18 protein-coding genes and 1 pseudogene are annotated in these 24,590 nt (G+C 74.1%); 9 read left to right on the top strand and 10 right to left on the bottom strand.

Annotated features, from left to right (window positions below; genetic code table 11):
* Positions 1-27: 27 nt before the first annotated feature.
* The 6 genes from ACO1BR_RS07250 to ACO1BR_RS07225 all read right to left on the bottom strand — a co-directional run bounded on the left by ACO1BR_RS07250 (position 28) and on the right by ACO1BR_RS07225 (position 13,425).
* Positions 28-1,620, bottom strand: a complete 1,593-nt coding sequence (locus ACO1BR_RS07250) for an amino acid adenylation domain-containing protein (protein ID WP_426794178.1) — start codon at positions 1,618-1,620, stop codon at positions 28-30.
* Positions 1,613-5,059: a beta-ketoacyl synthase N-terminal-like domain-containing protein gene (locus ACO1BR_RS07245; protein ID WP_426794177.1), complete on the bottom strand. Its 3,447-nt coding sequence runs from the start codon at positions 5,057-5,059 to the stop codon at positions 1,613-1,615. The genes ACO1BR_RS07250 and ACO1BR_RS07245 overlap by 8 nt, the downstream gene beginning before the upstream one ends.
* Positions 5,056-8,646: an amino acid adenylation domain-containing protein gene (locus ACO1BR_RS07240; RefSeq protein WP_426794176.1), complete on the bottom strand. Its 3,591-nt coding sequence runs from the start codon at positions 8,644-8,646 to the stop codon at positions 5,056-5,058. Before ACO1BR_RS07240 ends, ACO1BR_RS07245 begins: the two co-directional genes overlap by 4 nt.
* A 14-nt stretch (positions 8,647-8,660) precedes the next feature.
* Complete coding sequence (locus ACO1BR_RS07235) at positions 8,661-10,127, bottom strand: condensation domain-containing protein (RefSeq protein WP_426794175.1); 1,467 nt, start codon at positions 10,125-10,127, stop codon at positions 8,661-8,663.
* Positions 10,128-10,308: 181 nt separating this feature from the next.
* Entirely contained in the window at positions 10,309-12,174 is a 1,866-nt protein-coding gene (locus ACO1BR_RS07230) for a non-ribosomal peptide synthetase (protein WP_426794174.1), read from the bottom strand.
* Positions 12,175-12,684: 510 nt separating this feature from the next.
* Complete coding sequence (locus ACO1BR_RS07225) at positions 12,685-13,425, bottom strand: SDR family NAD(P)-dependent oxidoreductase (protein WP_426794173.1); 741 nt, start codon at positions 13,423-13,425, stop codon at positions 12,685-12,687.
* A 395-nt stretch (positions 13,426-13,820) separates the two neighbouring features.
* Between ACO1BR_RS07225 and ACO1BR_RS07220 the strand changes: the two genes are divergently transcribed.
* From ACO1BR_RS07220 to ACO1BR_RS07205, 4 genes are read left to right on the top strand one after another with little or no spacing between them, the layout of a single operon-like run.
* The gene (locus tag ACO1BR_RS07220) at positions 13,821-15,209 is read left to right on the top strand and encodes a sodium:solute symporter family transporter (RefSeq protein WP_426794172.1); all 1,389 of its coding nucleotides are present in this window, start codon (positions 13,821-13,823) and stop codon (positions 15,207-15,209) included.
* 17 nt (positions 15,210-15,226) lie between these two features.
* On the top strand, positions 15,227-15,832 hold the full coding sequence (locus ACO1BR_RS07215; RefSeq protein WP_426794171.1) for an RNA polymerase sigma factor: 606 nt from the start codon (positions 15,227-15,229) through the stop codon (positions 15,830-15,832).
* Positions 15,829-16,146, top strand: a complete 318-nt coding sequence (locus ACO1BR_RS07210; protein WP_426794170.1) for a hypothetical protein — start codon at positions 15,829-15,831, stop codon at positions 16,144-16,146. Before ACO1BR_RS07215 ends, ACO1BR_RS07210 begins: the two co-directional genes overlap by 4 nt.
* 36 nt (positions 16,147-16,182) lie before the next feature.
* Complete coding sequence (locus ACO1BR_RS07205) at positions 16,183-16,971, top strand: PIG-L deacetylase family protein (protein ID WP_426794169.1); 789 nt, start codon at positions 16,183-16,185, stop codon at positions 16,969-16,971.
* A 50-nt stretch (positions 16,972-17,021) separates the two neighbouring features.
* On the opposite strand, the gene ACO1BR_RS07200 is transcribed toward ACO1BR_RS07205, so the two are convergent.
* Together ACO1BR_RS07200 and ACO1BR_RS07195 are read right to left on the bottom strand one after the other, a co-directional pair.
* On the bottom strand, positions 17,022-17,831 hold the full coding sequence (locus ACO1BR_RS07200; protein ID WP_426794168.1) for an alpha/beta hydrolase: 810 nt from the start codon (positions 17,829-17,831) through the stop codon (positions 17,022-17,024).
* A gap of 108 nt (positions 17,832-17,939) precedes the next feature.
* Positions 17,940-18,473, bottom strand: a complete 534-nt coding sequence (locus ACO1BR_RS07195) for a SixA phosphatase family protein (protein ID WP_426794167.1) — start codon at positions 18,471-18,473, stop codon at positions 17,940-17,942.
* Between the two features lie 233 nt (positions 18,474-18,706).
* Here ACO1BR_RS07195 and ACO1BR_RS07190 point away from each other — a divergent pair, with 233 nt between their 5' ends.
* Both ACO1BR_RS07190 and ACO1BR_RS07185 read left to right on the top strand, forming a co-directional pair.
* Complete coding sequence (locus tag ACO1BR_RS07190) at positions 18,707-19,438, top strand: metal-dependent hydrolase (RefSeq protein ID WP_426794166.1); 732 nt, start codon at positions 18,707-18,709, stop codon at positions 19,436-19,438.
* A 114-nt stretch (positions 19,439-19,552) separates the two neighbouring features.
* Entirely contained in the window at positions 19,553-20,188 is a 636-nt protein-coding gene (locus ACO1BR_RS07185; RefSeq protein ID WP_426794165.1) for a C39 family peptidase, read from the top strand.
* Between the two features lie 34 nt (positions 20,189-20,222).
* Here the strand turns inward: ACO1BR_RS07185 and ACO1BR_RS07180 are convergent, their stop codons facing one another.
* A complete protein-coding gene (locus ACO1BR_RS07180; RefSeq protein ID WP_426794164.1) occupies positions 20,223-20,780 on the bottom strand; it encodes a DinB family protein in 558 nt (185 codons plus the stop codon).
* 73 nt (positions 20,781-20,853) lie between these two features.
* Positions 20,854-21,447 carry a helix-turn-helix domain-containing protein gene (locus tag ACO1BR_RS07175; protein ID WP_426794163.1) on the bottom strand — a complete coding sequence of 198 codons (594 nt, stop codon included), beginning with the start codon at positions 21,445-21,447 and terminating at the stop codon, positions 20,854-20,856.
* Positions 21,448-21,510: 63 nt separating this feature from the next.
* Between ACO1BR_RS07175 and ACO1BR_RS07170 the strand changes: the two genes are divergently transcribed.
* The 3 genes and pseudogenes from ACO1BR_RS07170 to ACO1BR_RS07160 form a co-directional block, all read left to right on the top strand.
* A complete protein-coding gene (locus ACO1BR_RS07170) occupies positions 21,511-22,449 on the top strand; it encodes an alpha/beta fold hydrolase (RefSeq protein WP_426794162.1) in 939 nt (312 codons plus the stop codon).
* A 194-nt stretch (positions 22,450-22,643) separates the two neighbouring features.
* A complete protein-coding gene (locus ACO1BR_RS07165; RefSeq protein ID WP_426794161.1) occupies positions 22,644-24,293 on the top strand; it encodes an APC family permease in 1,650 nt (549 codons plus the stop codon).
* 64 nt (positions 24,294-24,357) lie between these two features.
* Positions 24,358-24,590: pseudogene (locus ACO1BR_RS07160) on the top strand (SAM-dependent methyltransferase); the annotation flags it as partial.

Below are 24,590 nucleotides of genomic sequence, written 5' to 3'. Positions count from 1 at the left end.
CGGCCTGTCGGGCTGCTGCCGGAGCGGTCAGGCGGCCGGGGCCGCGGTGCCGAACCGCTGCCGGAGTGCGGGGCGGTCGATCTTCCCGTTGGGGTTGAGCGGCAGCTCGGCCAGATGCACCAGGCGGCGCGGCACCATGTGGACGGGGATGTGCCTGCGCAGCCAGAGCATCGCGGCGGTGGCCTTGAGCTCCTCGCCCGTGTAGCAGCCGACGAGTTCGGTGCCGCCGTCACCGGGCACCGCGACCACCACGGCTTCCCGCATCGCCGGGTGCCGGCGCATCGCCGCCTCGATCTCGCCGAGTTCGATGCGGTAGCCGCGCACCTTGACCTGGTTGTCCAGCCGGCCCAGGTGGACCAGGGCGCCGTCCTCGTGCCGCACCCGGTCGCCGGTGCGGTAGTAGTGGGCGGCGGAGAGCGGGGGGCGGCCGTCGTACGGTGTGGCCCGCTCGCCGTCGAAGGAGAGGAAGCGGCCGGTGTCGTCCGCCGGGTTCAGATAGCCGTCGAAGCGCTGGGAGCCGCGGACGCACAGTTCGCCCTCGGCGGCCGGGCGGCCGTCCTCGTCAAGGATCAGGGTGTCGAGGAAGTCGTAGACGGGCCCGATCGGCACGGTGTCGTTGGAGGTGGCGGGCCAGTCGTCCGGGTCGGCGGGCAGCCGGAACTCGGTGCAGGCAACGGTGAGTTCGGTCGGCCCGTAGACGTTCTCGATGACCGCGTTCGGGGCCACCTCCTGCCAGGCGGCGGCCTGGCGGTAGGTCAGCTGCTCGCCGATGAAGATGCCGTAGCGCAGCCCGGTGGCCAGTCCGGTGGGCAGATTGCCGAGCCCGGCCGCCACCGAGACGAGCGAGGGCACCGAGAACCAGTGGCTGATGCCGCGCTCGACGAGGTAGTCGACCGGTGTCAGCAGCTCGGTGCGGCCCGGAGCGACCAGTGTGGCGCCACCGCCCCAGGTGACGAACAGGTCGAAGACGGACGGGTCGAAGGTCAGGTCGAAGGTGTGCGAGACCCGGCAGCCGGGCCCGACCTCGAAGCGCGCGATGTTGCGGGCGATGTACGGGGAGAGGTTGCGGTGCCGGATCGGCACGCCCTTGGGCCGCCCAGTGGACCCCGAGGTGAACAGGACGTAGGCGATGTCGTCCGGGGCGGTGTCCGGGGCGGGCGGTGCCGGCAGCGTGGCCGCCGTGGCGCCGTACGCCGCCGCCTCGTCGTCGGCCAGGGTGAGACCGGTGTGCCCCGGCTTCGCCAACTGGCCGGCGAACTCCGGACGTTGGGCGGCGCCCGCGTCATCCGTGAGAAGGACCTCGGCGCCGGCCAGCTCGTACACGCCCAGGTTGCGGCGGGCCGGGTAGGCCGGGTTGAGCGGGGTGACCACCGCGCCCAGCCGCAGCGCGGCCAGGTAGCCGGCGAACGCGGTGAGGCTGCGCGAGGCGAGCAGCGCGATCCGCCGCGGCGGGCGGCCGTGCGCCGCGAGGATCCGGGCGGCCACCCCGGTGGCGCAGTCGTGCAACTGCCGGTAGGTGAGGGTGCGGTCCCCGACCTCCAGGGCCGGCGCGTCAGGGAACCGGTCGGCGGAGCGGGTGAACCAGTCGTACAGCGTGCGGTCGTCGGTGCGGTCAGTCATCTCGGTCCTCGGTGCAGGTGGCGGCGAGCAGCGCCGCGATCTCGGGGTCATGGGCGGCGCTGCGCCGCAGGCCGTGCAGGAGGAGGTCGCCGACCGGCAGCTCGCCGTCCGGCTGCCGGTCGCGCCAGGCCCGCCAGGCGCGCGCCTGGATCCGGCCCGCGCCAGGGGCGCTCGCCGCCAGGGTGCGCAGCGCGAGCGGGTCCAGGGCCCGCGGGTCGGGGTCGCTCTCCAGGGCCCGCAGGGCGACCGCGCGCTGCCACCGGCGTACGGGGACGCCTTCGGTGGCGAGGCCGGCCGCGGCGAGCCGGGCGAAGAGCGCGCGGACGGTCAGCGGTTCCTCGTCCACGAGGTGGTACGCGCGCCCCACCGAGCCCGGCGCGGCCAGGAGTTCGGCGATCGCGCGGGCCGCGAGCGGGAGCGGGGTGAGCGGCAGCGGCTGCTCGTCCAGCGGATGCCGGCCGACCGCCGCACTGCCGATGAGGAGGTGTGCGAGGGCGTCCCCGGTGCTGCCGCCCGGCGCCCCCAGGAGCAGCCCGGTACGGAAGACCCGTACCCGCATACCGTCCCGCTCGGCGCGCTCCAGGAGCCGTTCGGCCACCCAGGCGGCCTGCGCCGCGCCGCCGCGCTGCGGGTCGAGCGGCTGCTCGCGGCTCTCCTCGATCACCGCTTCGGCGCCGAGCGCGGGCGCGCAGGCGGCGAGCGGGGAGATCAACGTGCAGTCCGGGACGGCCTGTTCACGCATCCAGCCGAGGATGTCGGCGAACGGGAGGACGCGGTGCAGCCGGGCTTCCCCGTACGGGAGACCCGGGCCGGTGCCGGTGGTCGCGTGCACCACCCGTCCGATACCGGCGGCCGGTTCGGCGTCGTGGTGGTGGCGGAGCGCCTTGCCGACCGCGGACGGCTCGGCGGGGACGATCCGGACCCGGGCGGGGTCGGGCTCCGGGAGGCCGAGCCGGGCCGCCGCCGCGGCGAGCAGCGCCCGGCCGCTCTCCTCGTCGGGCACCGGCAGCAGCCGGTGCACCGGTCCGGCGGACCGTGTCAGCAGCTCGTGCAGCAGGGTGGTTTCCAGTGCGCCGGTGTCGCCGCTGAGCAGCGTGCCGGGGCCCGGTGTGCGGTCGGCGGCCGCCAACTCGCCCAGCGGCAGGGCCAGATCGCCGTCCAGCGGATCGGCCTCGCGTCCTTCGGCCGCCTGTGCAGGCCGTGCCGCCGCCGGGTCCTGCGGGGTGCCGGGGCTCCGGAGCCCGCGGACGATCTGCGCCATCCGCCCGGCGGTGGCCTGGCCGCCGCCGGCCCGGTGGACGTTGACCGACACGCCGTGGCGGCGCTGGACGGCGGCCTCGATCCGCATGGCGGTCAGCGAGTCGCCGCCCAGCTCGCCGAAGGCGCGGTCCGGACCGAGGTCGGGGATCCCGAAGATCTCCCGCCAGAGGTCGACGAGGTCGGCGGTCAGGTCGTCGTGCCGCCGTTCCTCCGGCCGGGCGGCGGGTGCGGCGGCGGGCGCCGCCAGCGGGGCGGCGAGCGGCGGCAGCCGGTCCAGCGCCCAGTAGCGGCGCCGGGTGAACGGGTAGGTGGGCAGCGGCACCCGGCGCCCACGGCCCGCGGCCGGCACCTGCCAGTCGACGTCGACGCCGTGCAGCCAGGCCGCGCCGAGCGCCTCGTCGAGCCGGTCGTCGAGCCGGTCTCCGGCGGGGTTGCCGGTTGCGTCGCCGAGGGGGCCGGTAGCAGCGGCGGACAGCGCCTCGGCCGCGATGACGTACCGGTCGTCCGCCGGACCGCCCTCCTCCGGGTCCGTCACGAACTCGGCGTGCCCCCGGAAGGCCGCGGCCAGCCGTTCGCGTACGCCCTCCGGCAGCCCGGCCGGGGGCAGGACCAGCCGGACGCCGCGCCGGGCGGGCGGGGTCGCCGGTGCGGGGGCGCGCAGCGCGGCGGGCAGGTCCGCCGGGGCCGCGCACACCACCCGGCGCCGCGCGAAGGCGGTCCGCCCGACCCGCAGCGTATGGGCGGCATCCGCGGCGGCGACCGCGCCGTGCTCCAGCGCGTCGGCCAACTCCGCTGCCATCCGGTCCAGTTCGGCGTCGTCCCGGGCCGACAGCAGCAGCCGCACCCGGTCTCCGGCCGGCGCGGCGGGCCGGACGGGAGGTGGCGGCGGGCCGATGACCACGGTCGCGTTGGTGCCGCCCAGGCCCATCGAATTGACCAGGACGTAGCGGTCGTCGCCGGCGATCCGCTCCGGCTCGACCGGAATACGGAACGGGCTGTCGGCCAGCACGCCGGGGCTGCGCGGGCGCTCGAAGAGCGGCTGGGCGGGCAGCACGCCGGTACGAGCCACCTCCACGGCCTTGATGAGGCCGGCGATCCCGGCCGCCGGCCCGCAGTGGCCGATGTTGGCCTTGACCGAGCCCAGACCACAGAAACCGGTGATGCCCGGGGTGACGCCCAACCCCTCGGTCAGACCGCGCAGTTCGATCTGGTCGCCGAGAGGGGTGCCGGAGCCGTGCGCCTCGACGTAGCGCAGCTGGTCGCCGCGGACATCGGCCACCTCCAGCGCGGCGGCCACCACGTCGGCCAGCCCGGCGGGGCTGGGCGCGGTGAAGCCGGACCGGGCGGAGCCGTCGTTGCCGACCGCCGAGCCGTGCACCACCGCGAGCACCGGGTCGCCGTCCGCCAGCGCGTCGCGGAGCCGGCGCAGCACGACGGCGCCGACGCCCGAGCTGAAGGACGTACCGGTGGACCGCGCGTCGAACGGCCGGCACCGGCCGTCCCGGGAGGCCAGCGCGCCGGGGTGGTGCCGGTAGCCGAGCACCGGCTCGTTGACCGTCGCGCCGCCGGCCAGCGCCAGGTCGCACTCTCCGGACAGCAGGCTGAGCACCGCGTAGTGCACCGCGGTCAGCGACGACGAGCAGGCGGTCTGCACGCCGATGGACGGTCCGCGCAGGCCCAGCTTGTACGCCACCCGGGACGGCAGGAAGTCGCCGAGGCCGCCGAGGTGCAGGAGCACGTCGTCGACCGCGCCGAGCACCCCGTCCGTCCGCATCCGGGCAGCCTGGAGCGCGGCCAGGTAGGTACCGGTACTGCCGCCCGCGAACACGCCGGTGATCAGGGGGTCTCCGCTCGGCGCGTGCCCGGCGGACTCCAGTGCCTGCCAGCACACTTCGAGGAAGATCCGCTGCTGCGGGTCGGTGGCCTCCGCCTCGGTGGGCGAGTAGCCGAAGAACTCCGCGGCGAAGTCCTCGGCGCCGGGCAGCGTGGCCGCCGTCGTCACATAGGCCGGGTCGTCCAGGGTCTCCTCGGTCAGCCCCGCGGCCAGCAGCGCGGACCGGTCCAGGTCACGGAAGGCGACCCGACCCTCGGCGATGTTCCGCAGGAACTCCGCGTGGTCGCGGGCATCGGGGAAGCGGCAGCCGACCCCGATGACGGCGATCGCCGCATCGTCGCTCACGCCCGGACCTCCCCGCCGCGCCGCTCCCGGCCGAGCAGCCGGGCGCGTCCGGCGGCCGGGGAGCGCTCAGCGCCCGGTGCCGCCGCGCTCCGCGGCCCGCCCGCGAGCAGTGCCGCCTGGGCGAGCACCGTGCTGTGCTGGAAGAGGTCGGCGGCGTCCATTTCGCGGTCCGTCAGCCCGGACAGCTGGTCCAGCAGGACGATCAGCAGCAGTGAATCGCCGCCCGCGTCGAAGAAGTTGACGTCGTACGGGACACTGTCGACGTCCAGCACCTCCCGCCAGGCGGCGCCGACCCGCTCGGCGAGTGCGGCCGGGTCGGGCCCGGTCGCCGCCGCCTCGGGGACGGTTGCGGGGTGCGGGGTGGTGTTCTGCTGTGCGTCGGTGAGCACGGGAGCCTCCGGATCGGTGGTGAGGTCGGCCGCGGCGGCGGTCAGTTCGCCGAGCAGCGCATCGACGGTGTCGGCGTCGAAGAGGGCGGTGGCATAGGTGAGCTGGAGGCCGACGCGGTCGCCGCCGGCGACGGCGGTCAGCTCCAGCTCGTACTTGAGCCTGAGCGCCGGCGGCCGGGCGTAGCGGGTGGTGATGCCCGCGCCCAGATCGGGCGGCCGGGGCGCCTCGTCCAGGGCGTCGACGTAGACGGGGGTGACCGGCGGCCGGCTCAGATCGCGGCCGGGGTGCAGCGTGGCGGCCAGCGCGTCGAACGGGGCGTCCGCGTGCCGGAAGGCGGCCATCGCGGAGGTCCGCACCCGGGTCAGCAGAGTGCGCCAGCTCGGATCGCCGGTCAGATCCGCCCGGACCAGCAGGGTGTTGACGAACATCCCGACGGTCCCGGCCGCCCGGGCGCCGTCCCGGCCGGCCCAGGGGAAGGCGAACAGGAAGTCCCGCTGGCCGCCGCGCCGGGCCAGGACCGCGGCCAGCAGTGCGGTCGCGGTCATGAACGTCGTGCAGCCCAGTTCGGCGGCGATCTCCCGGATGCGGGCGCTGTCCGCGGCCGGCAGCAGCGTCTCACGGACGTCCGCCTCGATGCTCTGCGCGGCCGGGCGCGGCCGGTCGTACGGCAGGGCGATGTCCGTCGGCGCGCCGCGCAGCCCGTCCAGCAGGGCGCCGGGCGCGCCGGGCGCCGCCGGAGCGGCGGGGAGCCGGGCCGGGTGCGGGGCGTCCGGCAGGTCGCCCGGCAGCCGCCCGCCACCGCTCAACGTGCGGTAAGTGTCGGCCAGTTCGGTCATGACCAGGCCGAGCGACCAGCCGTCCGTGACGATGTGGTGCACCGCGTACAGCAGCACCGTGCGCTGCCCGGCCAGGGCGATCACCTCGCCGCGTGCGGGGGCCTGCCGGGCGAGGTCCACGGGGGCCCAGCACGCGCGCGCCAGATGCTCGCGCAGTTCCCCGTCGGTCCAGGCCGTGCCGTCGACCCGGTCGACCTCCGGCGGGCCGCCGTCGGTCCGGTAGTGGACGCGCCGCGCCCGGGCGTCCAGCGTGAAGCGGGAGCGCAGGCCGGGGTGGCGGGCCAGTACGGCGGCGAAGGCGTCGCGCAGCAGCGCGCGGTCCACCGGCCCGTCGATCTCGACGACGCTGGGCGCGAGATAGGCCGCGCGGAGCGCGGGCAGCCGGTCCATGAACCACAGCCGCTGCTGCACGGGGGACGCCGGGTAGCGGCCGTCGTGCGGGTCCGCGGCGGTGTGCTCCTCCCGGGCCGCGTCGGGGGCCCGGTCGAGGAAGCGGGCGAGCCCGGCCACCGTCGGATCGGCGAGGAAGTCCCGCAGCGGGACCACGGTTCCGCATTCCCGTTCGACGGCGGCCAGCATCCGTACGGCGAGCAGGGAGTGCCCGCCCAGGGTGAAGAAGTCCCCGTCCGGGGGGATCGCGGCGCCCGCCCCGGCGTCCTCGGCGGCCGCGGTGCCGTCCGGCGACGCGCCGCCCGCGCCCGCTTCTGCCAGGGTCCTGGCCATCAGGCGGGCCACCCGCCGCTGCGTGTCAGTCAGTTGCGCCGGGTGGCGCTCGCCGCGCGGCAGCGTACGGCCGCCACCCGCCGTCAGCGCCGCGAAGTCGACCTTGTCGTTGGCGGTGCGCGGCAGCGCGTCCACCACGTGCACCTCGGCGGGCAGCACGGCCGCGGGCAGCCAGCTCAGCAGCGGGCGGACGACCTCCTCGTGGGTGGGGGCGCGGCCGGGGGCCAGCACCACGTAGGCGACCAGGCGCTTGGGGGAGCCGGCCGGGTGGACCGCGGCCGCCGCGACGGCCGGGTTCTCCTCGATGAGCGTGCGGACCTCGTTCGGCTCGATCCGGTTGCCGAGGATCTTCACCTGGTCGTCGATGCGCCCCAGGTATTCCAACTCGCCGTCGGGGCGCACCAGTACGCGGTCGCCGGTGCGGTACATCAGCGCGTCCGGGTCCGGTGCGTACGGGTCGGGCAGGAACGCCGCGGCGGTGCGCTCCGGCTGCCCGAGGTAGCCGAGCGCCACCCCGGTGCCCGCGACGTACAGCTCACCGGGCACCGCGGCGGGCAGTTCCTCGCCGTGCGGACCCAGCACGTAGGCACGGGTGTTGGGGAGCGGCCGGCCGATGGCCGGGGCACGGTCGTCGCCGGGGTCGGCCACCGCGCGGGTGCTGTTGCAGGACGCCTCGGCGGGGCCGTAGACGTTGCGCACCTCGGCGCCCCACCGGCGGGTGCAGGCGGTGGCCAGGGACCGCGGCAGCGCCTCACCGCCGGAGTAGACGACCCGCAGCGAGGACGGGCCACCCGGGCCCGCCCCGTCGGCATCCGCCGCAGCAGCCGCTTCGAGCATCGCGTGCAGCAGGCTGGGGGTGACCGAACCGGCCACCGTGGCGCCCTCCGGGCCGTGGATCAGCCGCAGCAGCGCGGCCGGATCGCGGCGTTCGACATCGTCGGCGAGGACGATCCGGGCCCCGGCGAGCAGCCCTTGGACGACGTTGAAGGCGGCGGGGTCGAAGGCGGTACCCGCGGTCACCAGCAGCCGGTCGGCGGTGTCCAGCGCGCAGTCGTCGGCCCACCACAGGGCGGTGTTGAGCAGACCGCGGTGCGGGACCAGGACGCCCTTCGGGCGCCCGGTGGTTCCGGAGGTGTAGATCACCACGGCCGGGTCCTCCGGACCGGGGCGCCCGGCGTCGAGGGGCTCCACCGCGGCCCCGGAGACCGGAGCCTCCCACAGCGCCCGGATCTCCTCCAGCGCGACCGGCTTCGCCGCGGTGTCCAGCCCGCGAAGCAGCTCCGCGCCCGCCTCGTCCACCAGCACCGAGGCGGCCCCGGTCTCCTCCAGGACGTAGCCGATGCGGGCCGGCGGAGTGTCCATCGCCAGCGGTACGAACGCGGCTCCGGCGCGCAGTACGCCCAGCCAGCCCGCCACCAGGGCCCCGCCGCGGGCGGCCAGCACCGGCACGAAGGAGCCGGGGCCCGCACCGTGCGCCACCAGGTGCCGGGCCACCCGGCACGACCAGTCGTCCAGCTCCCGCCAGCTCAGGTCGGTCCCGGCGCATCGCACCGCGGTGCGGGTACCGCCGTCGGCGACCTCCTCGGCGGCGAACCGCAGCTCCAGCAGCTCCATCGCGGTTGCGCCCGGACCGTTCACGGCCGGTGTACTCCTCATGCCTCTCCCCCTCGTGAGACGTCCCGGCCGCCGGTCACGGCGCCGATCCGCTGCCGGTAGTGCGCGGCCAGGTCCCGCCGCCCGCCGTCGAGTACGGTCACCGGCCGCCGGCCGGCGGTCCGCTCGGTGAGGGGCAGCGCGCGCAGCGCGGTACCCGGAGCGGCGACCGCCGCCGCGAGCAGCGTGGTGAAGTTCCCGGCGAGCTGCCGGGCGGTGGCCTCGCCGTAACGGTCGAGGTCGTACTCGACGGTGCCGAGCAGCCCGTCGTCGCCGTACTCCAGCGTGAATGTGACATCGAGCTTGGTGGTGCCGGTCGGCAGCAGTCGGGGCGGGCCGAACCGGGGCCGGTCGCCGAGCCGCGGCGCGGGCGCGTTCTGGAGGACGAAGCCGACGCTGACCAGCGGGCCCGGTTCACGGAGGCGGTCCGCGCCCGCCGCGGCCGCCAACTGCTCGTACGGCAGCCGCTGATGGGACAGCGACCGGAACGCCTCGCCGCGCACCTCGGTGCACAGCCGCGCGAACGGCCGGCCCGGCTCGGGCCGGCAGACCAGCGGCACGGTGTTCACGAAGAACCCGATCAGCCCTTCGACGGCCGGGTGCGCACGGTTGGCGGCGACGGTCCCGAGCAGGAACTCCTCCCGGCCGGTCCAGCGCTGCACCACGGCCTGGAAGGCGGCGAAGAGGACGACGAACGGGGTGGCCCGCAGCCCCGCCGCCAACTCCTCGGCCGCGGTGGACAGTTCGCCGGGCACGGTGAAGAGGTGCTGGGCTCCCCGGCGGTCCCCCTCCGGGACCTGGGGGCGGGGCGGGCAGCTGCCCAGCGCCAGGTCGCCGGAGGCACCGCGCAGCTGCGCGAGCCGGGCGCCGATCCGCTCGGCCATCGCCGACGGGGCCGAGACCTCCCGGTCCCACTCGGCGAAGTCGGTGTACTGGAGCGGTAGTTCCGGCAGCCGCGGGACGCCGCCGCCGAGCGCCTGGCCGTACGCCGCGGCCAGGTCCTCGTACAGCGCGCCGAGCGACCAGCCGTCCACCGCGATGTGGTGCACCACCAGCAGCATCAGATCGCCGTCCGGGCCGCCCTGCCACACGGCGCAGCGCAGCGGCGGCCCCGCCGCCAGGTCGAACGGCGCACGGGCGTGCCGGGCCAGTTCCTCGTCCCCTTCCGGCGGCCGGGCCGTCACCTCCAGGGGCTCCGGATTCGGCGCGCCGACGTGCTGGACGGGGCGGCCGTCGCGCAGTCCGTAGGTGGTGCGCAGGATCTCGTGGCGTTCGACGACGGCGGCCAGCGCCGACGCCAGCGCGCGGGGGTCGAGCGGCTCGTACCAGCGGGTGAGGAGCGGGACGTTGTAGGCGGCCGATCCGGGCGCCGCGGCGTCGATGAACCACAGCCGCTCCTGCGCGCGGGACAGCGGCGCGGTGGCGGCGTGGCGACGGGTCAGCGGGGGCGAGGGGAGCCGCGCCATCAGGACCCCTTTCTCGGGTCGTTCTCGGGCCCTTTCGCGGGCCGTGTCTCGGACGTTTCTCGGGCTGCGCCCGGGTTTCGGCGACCTCCCGGGAGCGGGAGCGGTGGCAGGGGCGTGGGGACGGGGAACGGGAACGGCAGCGGGGCGGGCGCCGGGACGGCCCGGCTCCGACGGCCGGCGGTCATGGCAGGCTCGGCGCCGACTCCGCGACGCGCTCGGCGAGTTCGTCGATCCCGGCGACGAGCAGGACGTCGTACGGTTCGAGGTCGACGGCGAGCAGTTCGCGGATCCGGGACGCGGCCTGGGTGGCCAGCAGCGAGGTGCCGCCGAGCGAGAGGAAGTCGTCGGCGGGGCCGATGACGCGGACGCCGAGCAGCTCGGCCCAGACGCCGCGCAGGACATCGGCGAGTTCGGTGCCCGCGGCCTCCTCCCCCGCGGGGACCGGGTCCGTACCGGCGGACTCCGCGTCCGCGGCGATCAGGGCTTCTATGCTCCGCCGGTCGGCCTTCCCGGTGGAGTGCAGCGGCAGGCTCTCCAGGGGCGTCCAGCGGCCGGGCAGCATGTACGCCGGGAGCGACGCGGCCAACTCGGCGGTGAGCGCGGCGATCTGCTCGTCCGCGCCGGCGGGCGGACCGGACGCCAGGAACGCCCCGGCCAGCCGGGCCGCCGGCCCCTCCCCCACCTTCACCACGAAGGCGGCCTCGGTGCGGCCGGTGGCGACCGCCGCGCGCTCGATCTCCTCCAGCTCGACGCGGAAGCCGCGCAGCTTGACCTGGCGATCCGCCCGACCGATCAACTCCAGCTCGCCATTAGGGAGTTGGCGTACGAGGTCGCCGGTGCGGTACATCAGTGCGCCGGTGCCCGGCTCGGGGACGAAGGAGCGGGCCGTCCGCTCCGGCCGGCCCAGGTAGCCGAGCGCCACGCCGGGGCCGCCGATGCACAGTTCGCCGGGCTGCCCGGGTGGCACCGGCCGCAGCGCCTCGTCCAGCACGGCGAGCCGGGTCTGCTGGATGGCTCGGCCGATGGGGACCCTGTCGCGTCCGGCGAGCGAAGCGTCGGTGCAGTCGAAGAAGGTGGCGAACACGGTGGTCTCGGTCGGCCCGTAGCCGTTGACCAGCCGCCCGGGGGCGCCGGCGGCCAGCACCGCGCGCACCGCGGCCGGTTCCAGCTGCTCGCCACCGACGACGAGGGTGCGCAGCGACGCGAGTGCGCCGGGGCTGCTGCGGGCGACCAGGTGGAAGAGCGAGGTGGTCAGGAAGAGGGTGGTGATGCCCTCGTCCCGCAGGAGGGCGGCCCAGCGGTCCAGGGCGAGGTCGACGACGGTCGGCAGGACGACGAGGGTGGCGCCCGCGGTGAGCGCGCCCCAGACCTCGAAGGTGGTGGCGTCGAAGGCGGGGTTGGCGGCCTGCCCGACCCGGTCGCCGGGTGCGATGGTGCAGAAGGTGGCGTCGGTGACCAGCCGGCGTACGGCGCGGTGCGGTACGACGACGCCCTTGGGTGCGCCGGTGGACCCCGAGGTGTAGCCGACGTACAGGGGACTGTCGTCCGTCACCGCCGATTCCGGGACCGCGGCCTCGCCGGCCTCCGCCCCGTCCTCGCCCTCGCCCTCGCCCTCGCCTGCGGGCACGGACAGCCGCCGCAGCCCGTCGACCGCGGCCGTGCGGCCGGCCCGTGCGGTGTCGTTCCCGTCGGCGACGAGGGTGCGGACCCGTGCGTCGGCCAGGATCGTCGCCACGCGTCCGGCGGGCGCCTGGGCGTCGAGCGGCACGTAAGCGGCGCCGGCCCGCGCGATGCCGAGCAGGGCGACGATGAGGTCGGCGCCGCGGGCGAGGTCGACGGCGACCGGTTCGCCCGCCCGCACGCCGTGTGCGGCCAGGGCGGCGGCCAGCCGGCCGGCCCGCCACCACAGCTGACGGTAGGTCAATTCGGGGCCGCCGGGCTCGCGTACGGCACAGGCGTCGGGGTACTCCCGGACGCGGTCGGCGACGATGTGGTGCACCCCGCGCGCACCGGCCCGGGGGGCGGCAGCGTGCGCATACATACCCATGGGTCAATTCCTCAGGTCGAATTCGTGGAACGCGGTCCGCGCGGGCACACCACGGCTTCCGGCATGGCATGCCGGACCGCCGCACGGCAACCGCCGCGCTGGTAAGGGGAATGAGGCGCGGGAAAATATCCGTCCCGGCACCCGGGCATGCGGAATCGCGCGGCGCCGGCGCGTGCACCACACCGGCGGCCGAATGCGACCGCAGCCGAAGGAAACCCCCGCCCCGCGAAACTGGAAAACCGGCATCGAAAGAAGACGTGGACGCCCCAGAGGAAAATGCGCGCAGGCGCCCCATCGCGCTTGCGCCGTCCTCTCACCGTGCGATCGCCGGTGGCTTTCAGTCATGAGTTGCGCGGGAATCCCGTTTGGTTTACGCCCCGGCCGCACCTCGTGGAGTGACCTGCGCCACTCCGTACCGCGCGCCAAAACGCGAACGGGCCGGCCCCAGGGACCGACCCGCTCTCCGGCCGACGCGATCCGGACACCCCGACTCAGGCGTGAACCGTTCGCTCACACCAGATGCCGGCCACCGTCCACCAGCAGCACCTCGCCCGTGGTGTACGCGGCGTGGGCCACCGCGTGGACCGCCTCGGCGACGTCCTCGGGCGTACCGACCCGGCGCTGCGGGGTGTTGGCGGTGATCCAGTCCCGCGAGCCCTCCCACACCTCCTGGGCCCCGTCGTACCAGGCGGTGTCGACCAGGCCGGGCGCTACCGCGTTGACCCTGACGTCCGGGCCGAGGGTGGCGGCGAGCAGCCGCGTCATGTGGTCGACGGCGGCCTTGCTCACGGCGTAGGGGATCGAACTGCCCATCGCCCGGCTGCCGGAGACCGAGGAGATGTTGACGATCGATCCGGCCCCGGTCGCCTTCAGGTGCGGCACGGCCTCGGTGATCACCTGCCAGGTGCCGAAGACGTTGACGTCGAAGATGTCGCGCCAGACCGCGGGTCCGGCGGCCGGCAGGTCGCCCAGCGGGATGAACCGGGTGCGGCCGGCGTTGTTGACCAGAATGTCGAGCCGGCCGAACGCCTCGACCGCGGTCTCGACGATACGCCGGGCGTCGGCCGGGTCGGAGATATCGCCCTGGACGTAGACCGCGTCCGGCAGCGCGGCGGCGAGTTCTTCACCGGCACGGACCGACGAGGCCGAATTCACCACCACGCGCAGTCCGGCGTCCGCCATACGGCGCGCGACGGCGGCGCCGATTCCCGAGGACGAACCGGTGATGAGGGCAACGCGTTCTTCACTCACACAGACCTCCGCATAACTGCCTTCAGAAAGGGGCCATTTCATCTCCCGGGCCGGCCGCCCGCAGTGAGGGCGGAAGAGCCTTGACGGCCCGTGGGGCAATCCCTAGGGTATCAGTGCATGGAATTCATATTCCACATTACGGAATATGAAGGTGGGAGTGGGGGTCTCTCGCCTGCCCCGTCGCCGCCCGCCCGTCCGCCGGGGCCGCCACGGAGAGGGACCGCCCGCCGATCGAGGGGGTAGTCATCAACGCGGCACTGTTCGTCCCGTTCGCGCTCGTCGTGTGCGGGGCGGTGCTGGTCGGGGTCGCCGGCCGGCCGTCCCGAGAACTTCCGCACCCCAGAGGCTGGGCACTGGGTGGCGGACGACTGGGCACGCTGCCCACCGGCTTCCTCATGGGCGGCACGGTCATCACCGCCTACACCTATGTGGCCATCCCGGGGCTGATGTTCGGCGCGGGCGGGCTGGCGCTCTACGCACTCACCTACCTCCTCCTGCTCACCCCGCTGATCACGCTGGTACTGCCTCGGCTCCACCGCGTCGCGGCCCGGCACGGCATGGTGACCGCGGCCGACTACGTACGCGCCCGGCACGGATCGCACGCGCTGGCGCTGGCCGTGGCCCTCACCGGAATCCTCGCGACCATGCCGTACCTGGCCCTCCAGGTCATCGGCATGGCCACCCTGCTGGACGCGATGGGCCTCCCGGCCGGCACCGCCGCCGGTTGCCTCGGCCTGGCACTGCTCTTCGGGTTCTGCGCCGCGGCCACCCAGCCGGCCGGACTGCGCGCCACCGCCCGGATCGCCCCCGTCAAAGCGCTGCTGACCACCACCGCGCTCGCCGTCACCCTCGTCCTCGCCATCACCCGCCTCGGCGGCCCCGGCGCGGTCTTCGCCGCCGCCGGCCACCGGCTCTCCGGCGAAGGACTGGCCCTGGTCGTCCCGCCGCAGTCCGCGTTCGCTTACGCCACCCTCGCCCTCGGCACGGCGCTCGCCCAGCCGATGTACCCGCAGATCGTGACGGTCGCGCTGGCCGCCGGCGACCGCCGTCGGCTGCACGCCGCCACCGCCGCACTCCCCCTCTGGGCCGCCTCGCTCGCCCTGACCGCCCTGCTGGGCGTCGCCGCCCTGGCCGCGGGCGTACGGGCCCGGCCCGGCCACGCCGAACTCGCCGTCCCCCTCCTGATCCGCACCCTGACCCCCGACTGGCTGACCGGGCTCCTCTTCGGCGCCCTCGCGGTCGGCGCCCTGCTGCCCGCCTGCGTGATGTCCATGAGCATGGCCACACTGCTCGTCCGGAACATCTACACCGAATACCTCAACCCCACCGCCACCCCCAAGCACGAGGTGCGGATCGCCCGCACCAGCTCCCTGTGCATCATGGCCGGCGCGGTGCTCTTCGCCCTCGTCCTGCACCCGCAGGACGCGGTCAACCTCCATCTCCTCGGCGGCGTCTGGATCCTGCAGACCCTGCCCGCCGTGGCGATCTCGCTCTTCACCCGCTGGTTCCACCACCGTGCCCTGATCGCCGGCTGGGCCGCCGGGATGGCGGCCGGCACCGCGCTCCTGTGCCTGCACGACTTCTCGTCCGTCGTGAACCTCTCCCTCGGCCCGCTGCACGCCTCCGTCTACGCGGCGCTGACGGCCCTCGCCCTCAACCTGGCCGTCTCCGCGGTGCTCACGCCCGTGCTGGACCGCCTCGGCATCCCCCGCAACAGCGACTCCACCCTCTCCGGCCCGCCCCTGGAACGACGCGGCTCCAAATACACCGTCATCGTCGACTGACCAAGGACGCCACCACCATGACATGCGACACCACCACGAAGACCCCTCCCGCACCGCAGCCCGGCCCCGCCCCGGTCGGCACCGCCCCGCCGGCCCGCCTCACCCCGCTCGCCCTCGACCTGAGCGACGCCGACCGGCAGGCCGCCATCGCCCATCTCTTCGACACCCACTACACCCAACTGCTGCGACTGGCGGTGCTCCTCGGCGCGGACGCCGACGCCGAGGACATCGTCTCCGAGGCGTTCTACCAACTGCACCGCCGCTGGCCCAGGTTGAAGACCCCGGAGGCCGCGGCCGGCTATCTCCGCTCCATCGTCTGCAACCTCACCCGGATGCGGATCCGGCACCTGCGCGTCGCCCGCCGCCACGCCCACCGCGAGGTCGACGAACACGTCAGCTCGGCCGAGCACCAGGTACTCCTCCAAGACGACCACCACGCCCTCGTCGCGGCACTGCGCTCGCTCTCCGCACGCCAGCGCCAGGCACTCGTCCTCAAGTACTGGCTGGACCTGAGCGAATCGGAGATCAGCGCGACCATGGGCATCTCGCCCGGGGCCGTGAAGTCGCACACCGCACGCGGCATGACCAAGCTCAAGAGCGTGCTGCGGGGTGCCCTCCGGTGATCGACAAGGCACATCCCGCAAGCGAGAAGGCGAAGCCCGCGATGGACGAGGAAGAGGACTGGCTCCGCCGGGCCTTCGACGAACTCGCCTGTTCCGTATCGGCCCCTCCCCAGGCGTACCGCAAGGGCCAGGCCCACTGGCGCCGCCGCGCCTACCGCCGCAAGGCCCTCATCGCCACCATGGTGCTCGTGGTCGTCACCGTCGTCTGTCTCATCGGCCTCCTGGTCCTGAGCAAGGGCTCGGCCAGTACCCACGTCATCTACGACGACAACCGCACCGGGGCCGGAATCCCGTTCCCGCCCGCGTCCTCCTGAGCGGGCGCGCCCGGACGCCTCCCGCACAATGGCCCCATGGCAACCGTCCTCGCGTTCCACGCACACCCCGACGACGAAGTGCTGATGACCGGCGGCACGCTCGCCCGGGCCGCCGCCGAAGGCCACCGGGTGGTGATCGCGGTCGCCACCGACCACATGGCCGCCGGCCCGCACACCGAGTCGCCCCGGCTGCGCGAACTCCGGGCGAGCGCCGAGGTGCTCGGCGCGCACCGGGTCGTCCACCTGGGATACGCGGACAGCGGCCACGGCCCGGTGCTCCACCCCGACCCGCCGGGCCGGACGCGCTTCGCACGGGCGGACACGGAGGAGGCCGCCGAACGCCTCGCCGCCCTGCTGCGCGAGGAGGACGCCGACCTGCTCCTGGGCTACGACGCCAACGGCGGCTACGGCCACCGCGACCACGTCAAGGTGCACCAGGTGGCCCGGCGCGCCGCCGAACTGGCGGGTACGCCACGCCTGTTGGAGGCCACCATGCCGCGCGAGACCATCGCGCGCACGGTGCGCCTGATCCGCGTCCTGCGGATCCCGTTCCGCTACGACCCGGAAGCGCTGCGCACCGCCTACAGCCCGCGCTCCGCCATCACCCACACCCTCGGCGTCCGGCGCTTCGCCCGGCAGAAGCAGGCGGCACTGGCCGCACACCGCTCCCAGGTCACCGGAAACGGCCGGCTGGCGCCGGTGATGCGGACGCTGATCCGCCTCCCCGCCCCGCTCTTCGGGCTGCTGCTCGGCCGGGAATGGTTCGCCGAGGTGGCCCTACGGCCGGCACACCGGCCGCCCACCGCCAAACAGCGCGCACAATGACCGCAGGCAACGACAGGTCCCAGTAAGACAGTTGCGCCACCTGCCACCACTCACCCCACCCGGCGCAGGAACTCCGTCACCGCGGCGGCGACGCCCGCCGGATCGTCGTCGTGAATCCAGTGCCCGGCGTCCGGCAGGGTGACCAGGTGCGTATCGGCCCGGCGGTCGACCATCTCCCGGGCCAGGTCGGCGGGCAGCATGGTGCTGCCGCCCCCGCGGAGCACCAGGGCGGGGCAGGTCGAGCCGAGCCAGTCGGCCCACCACTCCCCCGTGTTGCCCTCCTGGACGGCCATCATGTCGTCCCAGTCGAACAGGAAGCGCCACCGGCCCCGTTCCTCGTCCCGGACCGCGCTCTGGAGGAAGTAGCCGACGTCGGCGATGCCGGCCGCCTCCGACACCTGCCGGGCGAGTTCCTCCTTCGTGGGGGCGGAGGCGGGCCAGCCCCGCACGTCCAGCACGGGATGGGCGATCTCCGGTCGGCGCATCAGCGGACCGGCGTCCTCGATGACCAGCGCGCGTACCAAATCTGGGTGGTGCGTGGCGAGTTGAAAAGCCGTCACACCACCCGACGAGTGCCCGAGGACCACCGCGGGCCCCAGCCCCAGCGTCCGCAGCAGATGCGCGGCGTCCTCGACGAAGTCCTCGCGCGTATAGCCGTCGGTGCGGTCGCTCAGACCGTGGCCGCGCTGGTCCGGGGCGATGACCCGGGCGTGCGCCACGAGCCCCCGCGCCAGCTCCGCGAAGATCGCCCCCCTGCCGAAGGTGCCGTGGAGCAGCAGCAGCGGTGTTCCGCTGCCGCCGTAGTCGACGTACGAGAGCGCGGGGTGGCCACGGTGCGAGGAAAGCTGACGCTGCTGCATGGTTATCAGCCTATTGCGGCCGTGCGCCGCCCGGTGTCCACTCCCGCCCCTTGCTTCCGACCCGTCTTCCCCATCGGCAACTCCCGCTTCCGCCACGGGCCGGACGCGCTACCCGGCGTCAGGTGACCGTTCCCCGCGGGGCACGGCGAAGTCGGTGAGCAGAGCCGTCCGCGGGCCGGCCGCCGACCAGGTGCCGCGCTGCGCGAGGACCGCGATCGCGCTGGTCGGGAACTTCTCCCGGGCACGGTCCAGGGCGTCGCCCAGGGCCTGGGCGGCACACCGCAGCACCACGTCCTGGACGGCCGGGTTGTGGCCGACCAGCAGCAACGTCCCTACGTCGTCCGGGGTTTCCCGGACGACGGCGATGACGTCGGCGGGCTCCGCGGCGTAGAGGCGGGGGTCGTGGCGGACCGGCGGCGGGGCCGGGAGCTGCGCGGCGGCGAGTTCCCACGTCTGGCGGGCGCGGGCGGCGGTGGAGCAGACCACCAGGTCGGGTACGCAGTCGGCGTCGCGCAGCCAGCGTCCCGCGGCCGGCGCGTCCCGCCGGCCCCGCCCGGCCAGCGGGCGGTCATGGTCGGCGACGTCCGGCGGCCAGGCGGACTTGGCGTGCCGGAGGACGACCAGTCGGCGCGGTCCTTGCATGGGGGTGGCCTCCCTGTCTCGGTGAGCGGCGACCGTCTCGGGCGAGTCTCGCATCCCGCCCCGCCGTCCCCGCGGCGGCGGACGCCGCGATTCGGATGCGCCGGCGTCCGCGTCCGCGTCTCCTCCGTACCGTTCCGCGGTCCGCTCACCGTGGCCGGGACCACCGGCCCCCCGCCCACCTGATGCGATCACGCTGATAGCGTCTCCGCCGATGTTGAGGGCATGTCACCGGCATGCCACCGAACGGGGAGGACACACCCACCATGATGGGCCACTCGCACGCGGTGAGCGGCGCCCTGCTCTTCGCGGGCACCGCACCTTTTCTGCCGCCGCTGCTGATGCACGCTCACCTGACGCCGCAGGAGATCCTGATGGGCACGGTGCTGTGCGCCGGTGCCGCTCTGCTGCCCGACCTGGACCACCACGACGGCACCATCGCCAACTTCCTCGGCCCGGTCTCCAAGATCCTGTGCCGCTTCGTCGCGTGGATCTCCGGCGGCCACCGGCACGCCACCCACTCGCTGTTCTTCATCGCCCTGATGACGGCCGGCACCTGGGCCGGGGTGACGTACCTGGGCCGGCCCTTCACGCTCGTCATGACCTTCTTCCTGCTGGCCCTCGCGGTGCGCGCCCTCAACCTCTGCCCGCCCGGCCACGGCTTCTCCGCCTGGAGCACGATCGTCGCCATGGCCGGCATCGGCACCGGCGTCATCGCCAAGTTCATCCCCTCGGCCCCCGGCTGGCTGCCGTACGCGATCGGGCTCGGCTGTCTGGCCCACCTGCTCGGGGACTCCATCACCAAGCAGGGCGCACCGTGGCTCTGGCCGCTGAAGACGCGCTACGAGATCGTCATCATCAAGCACAGCGGCAACAAGCTGGAGACGGAGATACTCACCCCGATCATGGGCGTCGCCACCGTCGTGCTGCTCTGGTTCACGGCGCTCTCGCCGCACTCCTTCAGCTAGGGCCGGTCCGGCGGTTCCGGGGGGGACTGACAAGGTCAGGGGCGGCCGCCCGGACCGCGCCCCGCGGCACGTCCGGGCCCGCCCCGCCGCGGCCGTTGCGGCAGACTGCGGGGCATGGCCACCAACCGCACCTCCGCACTCGTGCACCCGGTCCCGTACCACTCGCAGTGGGCGTCCCCCGAGCTCGTTCCCGCGATCCTCGGCGGGGCGATGTCGGCGGAGGAGGATCCGCGCTGGTCGGCGTACGGGGCCCGGAGCCCCGAGGAGTACGCGTGGTGGTCCTGGCGGCTGTGCGGTGTGGCGTGCCTGCGGATGGCGCTCGCGTACTGGCGGGACGCCGCTCCGACCGCGATGGAGCTGGCCGCCGAGTGCCTTGAGGCCGGTGCCTATGTGCGGCACGACGAGGGCCTGCACGGTCTGATCTACGCGCCGTTCGCCGCCTACGTCGAACGCCGCTGGGGCCTGACCGCGCAGTCCCGGCCCGCTCTCCCACGGAACGAGATCCCCGAACTCGTCGCCGCCGGCAGGCTGCCGCTGCTCTCGGTGCATCCGTCCATCCGGGATGCCGACCCCCGGCCGCCGCACCGGGGAGGTCACCTGGTGCTGGCCGTCGGCAGCACGGACGACCATCTCGTCGTCCACAACCCCTCCGGACTCCCGGCGCACTCGCAGGAGTTCGCCCGCGTGCCCTGGGAGACCTTCGACCGGGTCTACGCGGGCCGCGGCGTCGTCCTGGGCCCGCGGCCCTGACGCCCCTCGGCGGCTCCCGTACTCCCGCGCCCGGTCACACGCCGATCGCCCCGTCGATGCGTTCACGGAGCAGATCGGCGTGCCCGTTGTGCCGGGCGTACTCCTCGATCATGTGGATGAGCACCCACCGCAGCGACACCCGACCGCGCCAGCCGTCGTCGCCCGCGACGTCCAGTCCGGGCGCCGCGGCGACGAAGGCGTCGGCGAACGCCACCTCGGCGCGCCAGGCTTCCCATGCCGCGGCGATGACCGCGGGGTCGGCCACGGCGCCGTCGAAGTCGCCGTCCGGGTGCGCCGTGGAGGAGAAGAGCCGCGGTGCCTCCTGCCCGGCCAGGACGTGCCGGAACCAGCGGCGTTCGACGTCGGCGAGATGCCGCACCAGCCCGAGCAGCGAGAGCGTGGAGGGTGCGACGGAGCGGCGCGCCAGCTCCGATTCCAGGCCGGAGCACTTCAGTTCCAGGGTCCTGCGCTGAGCGCGCAGGAAGCCGGCGAGCACGGCGCGTTCGTCGCCGGTGGTCGGTGCGTCGAGCCGGTCGTCCCGCTCCTCGTCGACGAACAGTTCGGCTCTTCTGCGCGGACCGCTGGTGCTCATCGTCATCAACTCCGTTACGGGTTCGGGCGGGTGGGTCGGCGGCGAGGTCCGGCGGCGCGCCACCGAACCCGCCCTACTTCCCCTGCTCCTGAGGATCGTCCCGCCGCGGGCCGTCAGGCGCATCGGGCGCAGCGGTCGGCACCTGCTCCGCCGGGAACAGGATCGGGCTGAGCAGATACCGCCTGCGGTCCGGCGACGGCTCGTTCGCCAGCTGCCCGAGGATCGCCGCGCGCATCTGGCCGATCAGCGTGGCCAGTTCCTCCTCGCTGAGCCAGACCGCGTGCTGCCGGTAGCCCACGGAGTCGGCGGTCGGGTCGGCCCCGTCCCGGTCGAGGTAGGCGTCGAACTCGGCCAGCAGCGCGGCCATCGCCACCGCGAAGATCCGGCGGTGGTCCTCCACGGGCACCGCGGCCGCGGTCTCCGCGTCGACCACCGCCCGCGCCCGCTGGAGCCGGTAGCGGCGCTCGACCGAGCCGCGCACCCGCTGTTCGCCGACCACTTCGAGGAGGCCGCCGTCGGCCAGCGTGCCGACGTGCCGGTAGACGGTGGCCTTGGACACGTCGGGCAGCAGTCCGCACAGCTCAGACGTGGTGAGCGTCCGCCCGCCGGACATGGCGTGCACGATGCGCAGCCGCACCGGGTGCAGAAGCAGTTCGACGCTGTCCATGGACGAATGTTCTCACATCAGATACGTTTCTCAAACTTGAGAACATTCGACGAGGGAGCCCCCATGCCACTCCAGCCGACCGACGGCCGCCCCGGAACCGCCGTCACCTCCACCACCGAGCCGCCCCTGGGCCACCTCTACGAGGTCGCGCCCGGCCGCCGGCTGATGCTGCACCGCTCCGGCACCGGCGGACCCACCGTGGTCTTCCTGCCCGGTGCCGGTCTCGTCGGCCTGGACTTCCTCAACACCCACGACCGGGTGGCCGAGTTGACCACGAGCGTGCTCTACGACCGGGCCGGCACCGGCTGGAGTTCACCGGTCGACCTTCCCCGCACCGCCGCCGACGTCGTCGGCGAGCTGCACGGTCTCCTGCGTACCGCCGCGGTCCCCGGCCCGTACGTCCTGGTCGGCCACTCCCTCGGCGGGGCCTATGCGCGCCACTTCGCCCAGCGCTTCCCCGACGAGGTCGCCGGCCTGCTCCTCCTCGACCCCTTCCACGAGGACATCCACGACCGCGCACCCCGCGAAGTCCGGGAGAAGCTCGCCCTGATGACCGGCCAGGAGGAGCCGCCGGAGCCCACCCGGGAGCAGCTCGACGCCGCCCGCACCCAGATCGCGCCGCTCTTCGCCGCATGGCCGGACACCGTGCGCGAACCGCTCGTCGACTACCACCTCACGGCCTGGCGGACCGCATTGCGCGAGGGCAGGAACGTCTACGACGAGGTCGCCGACGAGCTCCGGCACGCCCCCACCCTCCCCGACGTCCCGCTGATCGTGCTCAGCGCGACCGGCTACGACGCCACCCAGTCCCAGCTCTGGTCCGAGGAAACCCTCCGCGAGATCAACAGGGGCAAGTGCGCCCTGCACGCCCAACTGGCCGCGTCCGTACCGCGCGGCGCACACCGCGTCCTCGACGACGCCGGCCACGGCTTCCTGCACGAGGAGCGCCCGGACGCGGTACTCCAGGCCATCACCGACCTGCTCGCCCGGCCCGGCGACTGACCGCCGCCCCATCCCGGGCCCCCGGTGGCCCGCGCCCCTCGCGCGTGCGTCACCGGGGACCGCGCGCCGACACCCCGGCGCGGCGCTGCCGTTCTCCCCGCGTCCTTCCTGAAGTATGGGGGCAAACCTCCCACAACCGCGCATAGCTCACTGCGCCCGTCGCACCCATCCCCAGCAGAACAAGGGCCCGCACCATGGAGATGCACCAGCCGGCCGCCCCGGCCGCGCCCAGGAACCCCGGCCTCAGGCGGGACATCGGACTGATCGGCCTGATCTGGGCCTCGGAGGGGTCCATCATCGGATCCGGGTGGCTGTTCGGCGCCCTGTTCGCCGCGCAGGCGGCCGGCACCGCGGCGCTGGTCTCCTGGGGCATCGGCGCCGTCGCCATCATCATCCTGGCGTTCGTGCACGCCGAGCTGGGGGCGATGTACCCGGTCGCGGGCGGCACCGCGCGCTTTCCGCACTACGCGTTCGGCAGCGCGGCCGGGGCGTCCTTCGGCTGGTTCTCGTGGTTGCAGGCGGTCGCCGTGGCGCCCATCGAGGTCATGGCGTCGCTGAACTACCTGAGCGTGCACGTCCCCTGGGTCCAGACCGAGAAGAACCATCTCACCGGCGCCGGTTACGGTCTCGCCGTCGCCTTCATGGCGTTCTTCGTCGTCGTCAACTTCTTCGGCGTCAGGTGGCTGGCGCACACCAACAGCGTGGCGACGTGGTGGAAGGTGGCGGTCCCGGTCGTCACCATCGTGGTGATGGCCGCCGCCACCTTCCGGGCCGGCAACTTCGGTTACCAGGGTTTCTCCCCGTTCGGCGCCAAGGGCGTGCTCTCCGCGATCAGCACCAGCGGCGTCATCTTCGCCCTCCTCGGCTTCGAGCAGGCCGACCAACTGGCGGGCGAGAGCCGGAATCCGGCCCACGACATCCCCCGCGCGGTCATCGGCTCGATCCTGATCGGCGTCCTCATCTACATGGCCCTCCAGGTGGTGTTCATCGGCGCCCTCCCGCACAGCGCGTTCGCCCACGGCGGCTGGGCCGACCTCTCGTTCAGCGGCAAGGCGGGCCCGTTCGCCGGACTCGCCGGCTCCATCGGCCTCGGCTGGTTGGCCACCCTCCTGTACGTGGACGCGGTCATCTCCCCCAGCGGCACCGGCCTGATCTACACGACCGCCACCTCCCGCATCTCGTACGGCCTCTCCCGCAACGGCTATGTGCCGGAGATCTTCGAGCGCACCAGCAAGCGCGGTGTCCCGTGGTTCGGCCTGCTCTTCGCGTTCGCCATCGGGCTGATCGTCTTCCTGCCGTTCCCCACCTGGCAGAAGCTGGTCGGCTTCGTCACCTCCGCCAGCGTGCTGATGTACGCGGGCGCCCCGCTCGCCTTCGGCTGCCTGCGCAAGCAGGACCCGGACCGGCCGCGTCCGTACCGCCTGCCCGGCGGCCTGTTCTGGGCCCCGGTGGCCTTCGTCGTCGCGAACCTGATCATCTACTGGACCGGCTGGGACACCCTGTGGCGCCTCGGCGTGGCGATCGTGCTCGGCTACCTGCTGCTCGGCGGCTCGGCGCTGTTCCGGCTCAACCCCAGGGCCCCGCAGCCGAACTGGCGGAACGCGCAGTGGCTGCCGGTGTACCTGGTGGGGATGGGCGTCATCTCCTGGCAGGGCGGCTTCTGCAGTACGGGCCCGGCGTCGAAGGTCTCCTGCGGCGCGACGGACGCCCTCCCCTTGTGGTGGGACATCGCCCTCATCACGGTGTTCAGCCTGGTCATCTACTTCTGGGCGCACTCCGTGCGACTGCCGGCCCCCCAGACGCAGGAGTACATCGGGTCCGTGGAGGTGGTGACCGGACGATGAGTGCGAAACCGCCCTCGGGATCATAGAATCACCCGAACGGGGAAGATCCGCGAAGGGGGACCGGATGGACCGCGACATCCGCACCGTGGACGACGTACTCAGGCTCCTGGACGGCCTGTTCAGTCCGGACGCCGACCGCTGGACGGAGACCGGGGCCTCCTGGTGGGACGGGTTCTACGCGGACCGCACCAAAGACGTGCCGTTCTTCGTCGCGAAGCCCGACGAGAACCTGGTCTCGTACCTCGACCGCGGTCTGATCACCGCCGGTCGCGCCCTCGACCTGGGCTGCGGCCCGGG

Source organism: Streptomyces sp. YGL11-2 (genome assembly GCF_050054615.1).
GTDB lineage: Bacteria > Actinomycetota > Actinomycetes > Streptomycetales > Streptomycetaceae > Streptomyces.
The sequence above is the reverse complement of the archived record's forward strand: the minus strand, read 5'-3'. Positions and strand labels throughout refer to the sequence as shown.

Coding starts and splice junctions, on each gene's coding strand:
- ACO1BR_RS07180 (WP_426794164.1), bottom strand. CDS start 20,780: ATGAGCACCAGCGGTCCGCGCAGAAGAGCCGAACTGTTCGTCGACGAG.
- ACO1BR_RS07235 (WP_426794175.1), bottom strand. CDS start 10,127: ATGGCGCGGCTCCCCTCGCCCCCGCTGACCCGTCGCCACGCCGCCACC.
- ACO1BR_RS07175 (WP_426794163.1), bottom strand. CDS start 21,447: ATGGACAGCGTCGAACTGCTTCTGCACCCGGTGCGGCTGCGCATCGTG.
- ACO1BR_RS07190 (WP_426794166.1), top strand. CDS start 18,707: ATGCCACCGAACGGGGAGGACACACCCACCATGATGGGCCACTCGCAC.
- ACO1BR_RS07220 (WP_426794172.1), top strand. CDS start 13,821: ATGGGCGGCACGGTCATCACCGCCTACACCTATGTGGCCATCCCGGGG.
- ACO1BR_RS07195 (WP_426794167.1), bottom strand. CDS start 18,473: ATGCAAGGACCGCGCCGACTGGTCGTCCTCCGGCACGCCAAGTCCGCC.
- ACO1BR_RS07205 (WP_426794169.1), top strand. CDS start 16,183: ATGGCAACCGTCCTCGCGTTCCACGCACACCCCGACGACGAAGTGCTG.
- ACO1BR_RS07170 (WP_426794162.1), top strand. CDS start 21,511: ATGCCACTCCAGCCGACCGACGGCCGCCCCGGAACCGCCGTCACCTCC.
- ACO1BR_RS07185 (WP_426794165.1), top strand. CDS start 19,553: ATGGCCACCAACCGCACCTCCGCACTCGTGCACCCGGTCCCGTACCAC.
- ACO1BR_RS07165 (WP_426794161.1), top strand. CDS start 22,644: ATGGAGATGCACCAGCCGGCCGCCCCGGCCGCGCCCAGGAACCCCGGC.
- ACO1BR_RS07250 (WP_426794178.1), bottom strand. CDS start 1,620: ATGACTGACCGCACCGACGACCGCACGCTGTACGACTGGTTCACCCGC.
- ACO1BR_RS07215 (WP_426794171.1), top strand. CDS start 15,227: ATGACATGCGACACCACCACGAAGACCCCTCCCGCACCGCAGCCCGGC.
- ACO1BR_RS07200 (WP_426794168.1), bottom strand. CDS start 17,831: ATGCAGCAGCGTCAGCTTTCCTCGCACCGTGGCCACCCCGCGCTCTCG.
- ACO1BR_RS07230 (WP_426794174.1), bottom strand. CDS start 12,174: ATGGGTATGTATGCGCACGCTGCCGCCCCCCGGGCCGGTGCGCGCGGG.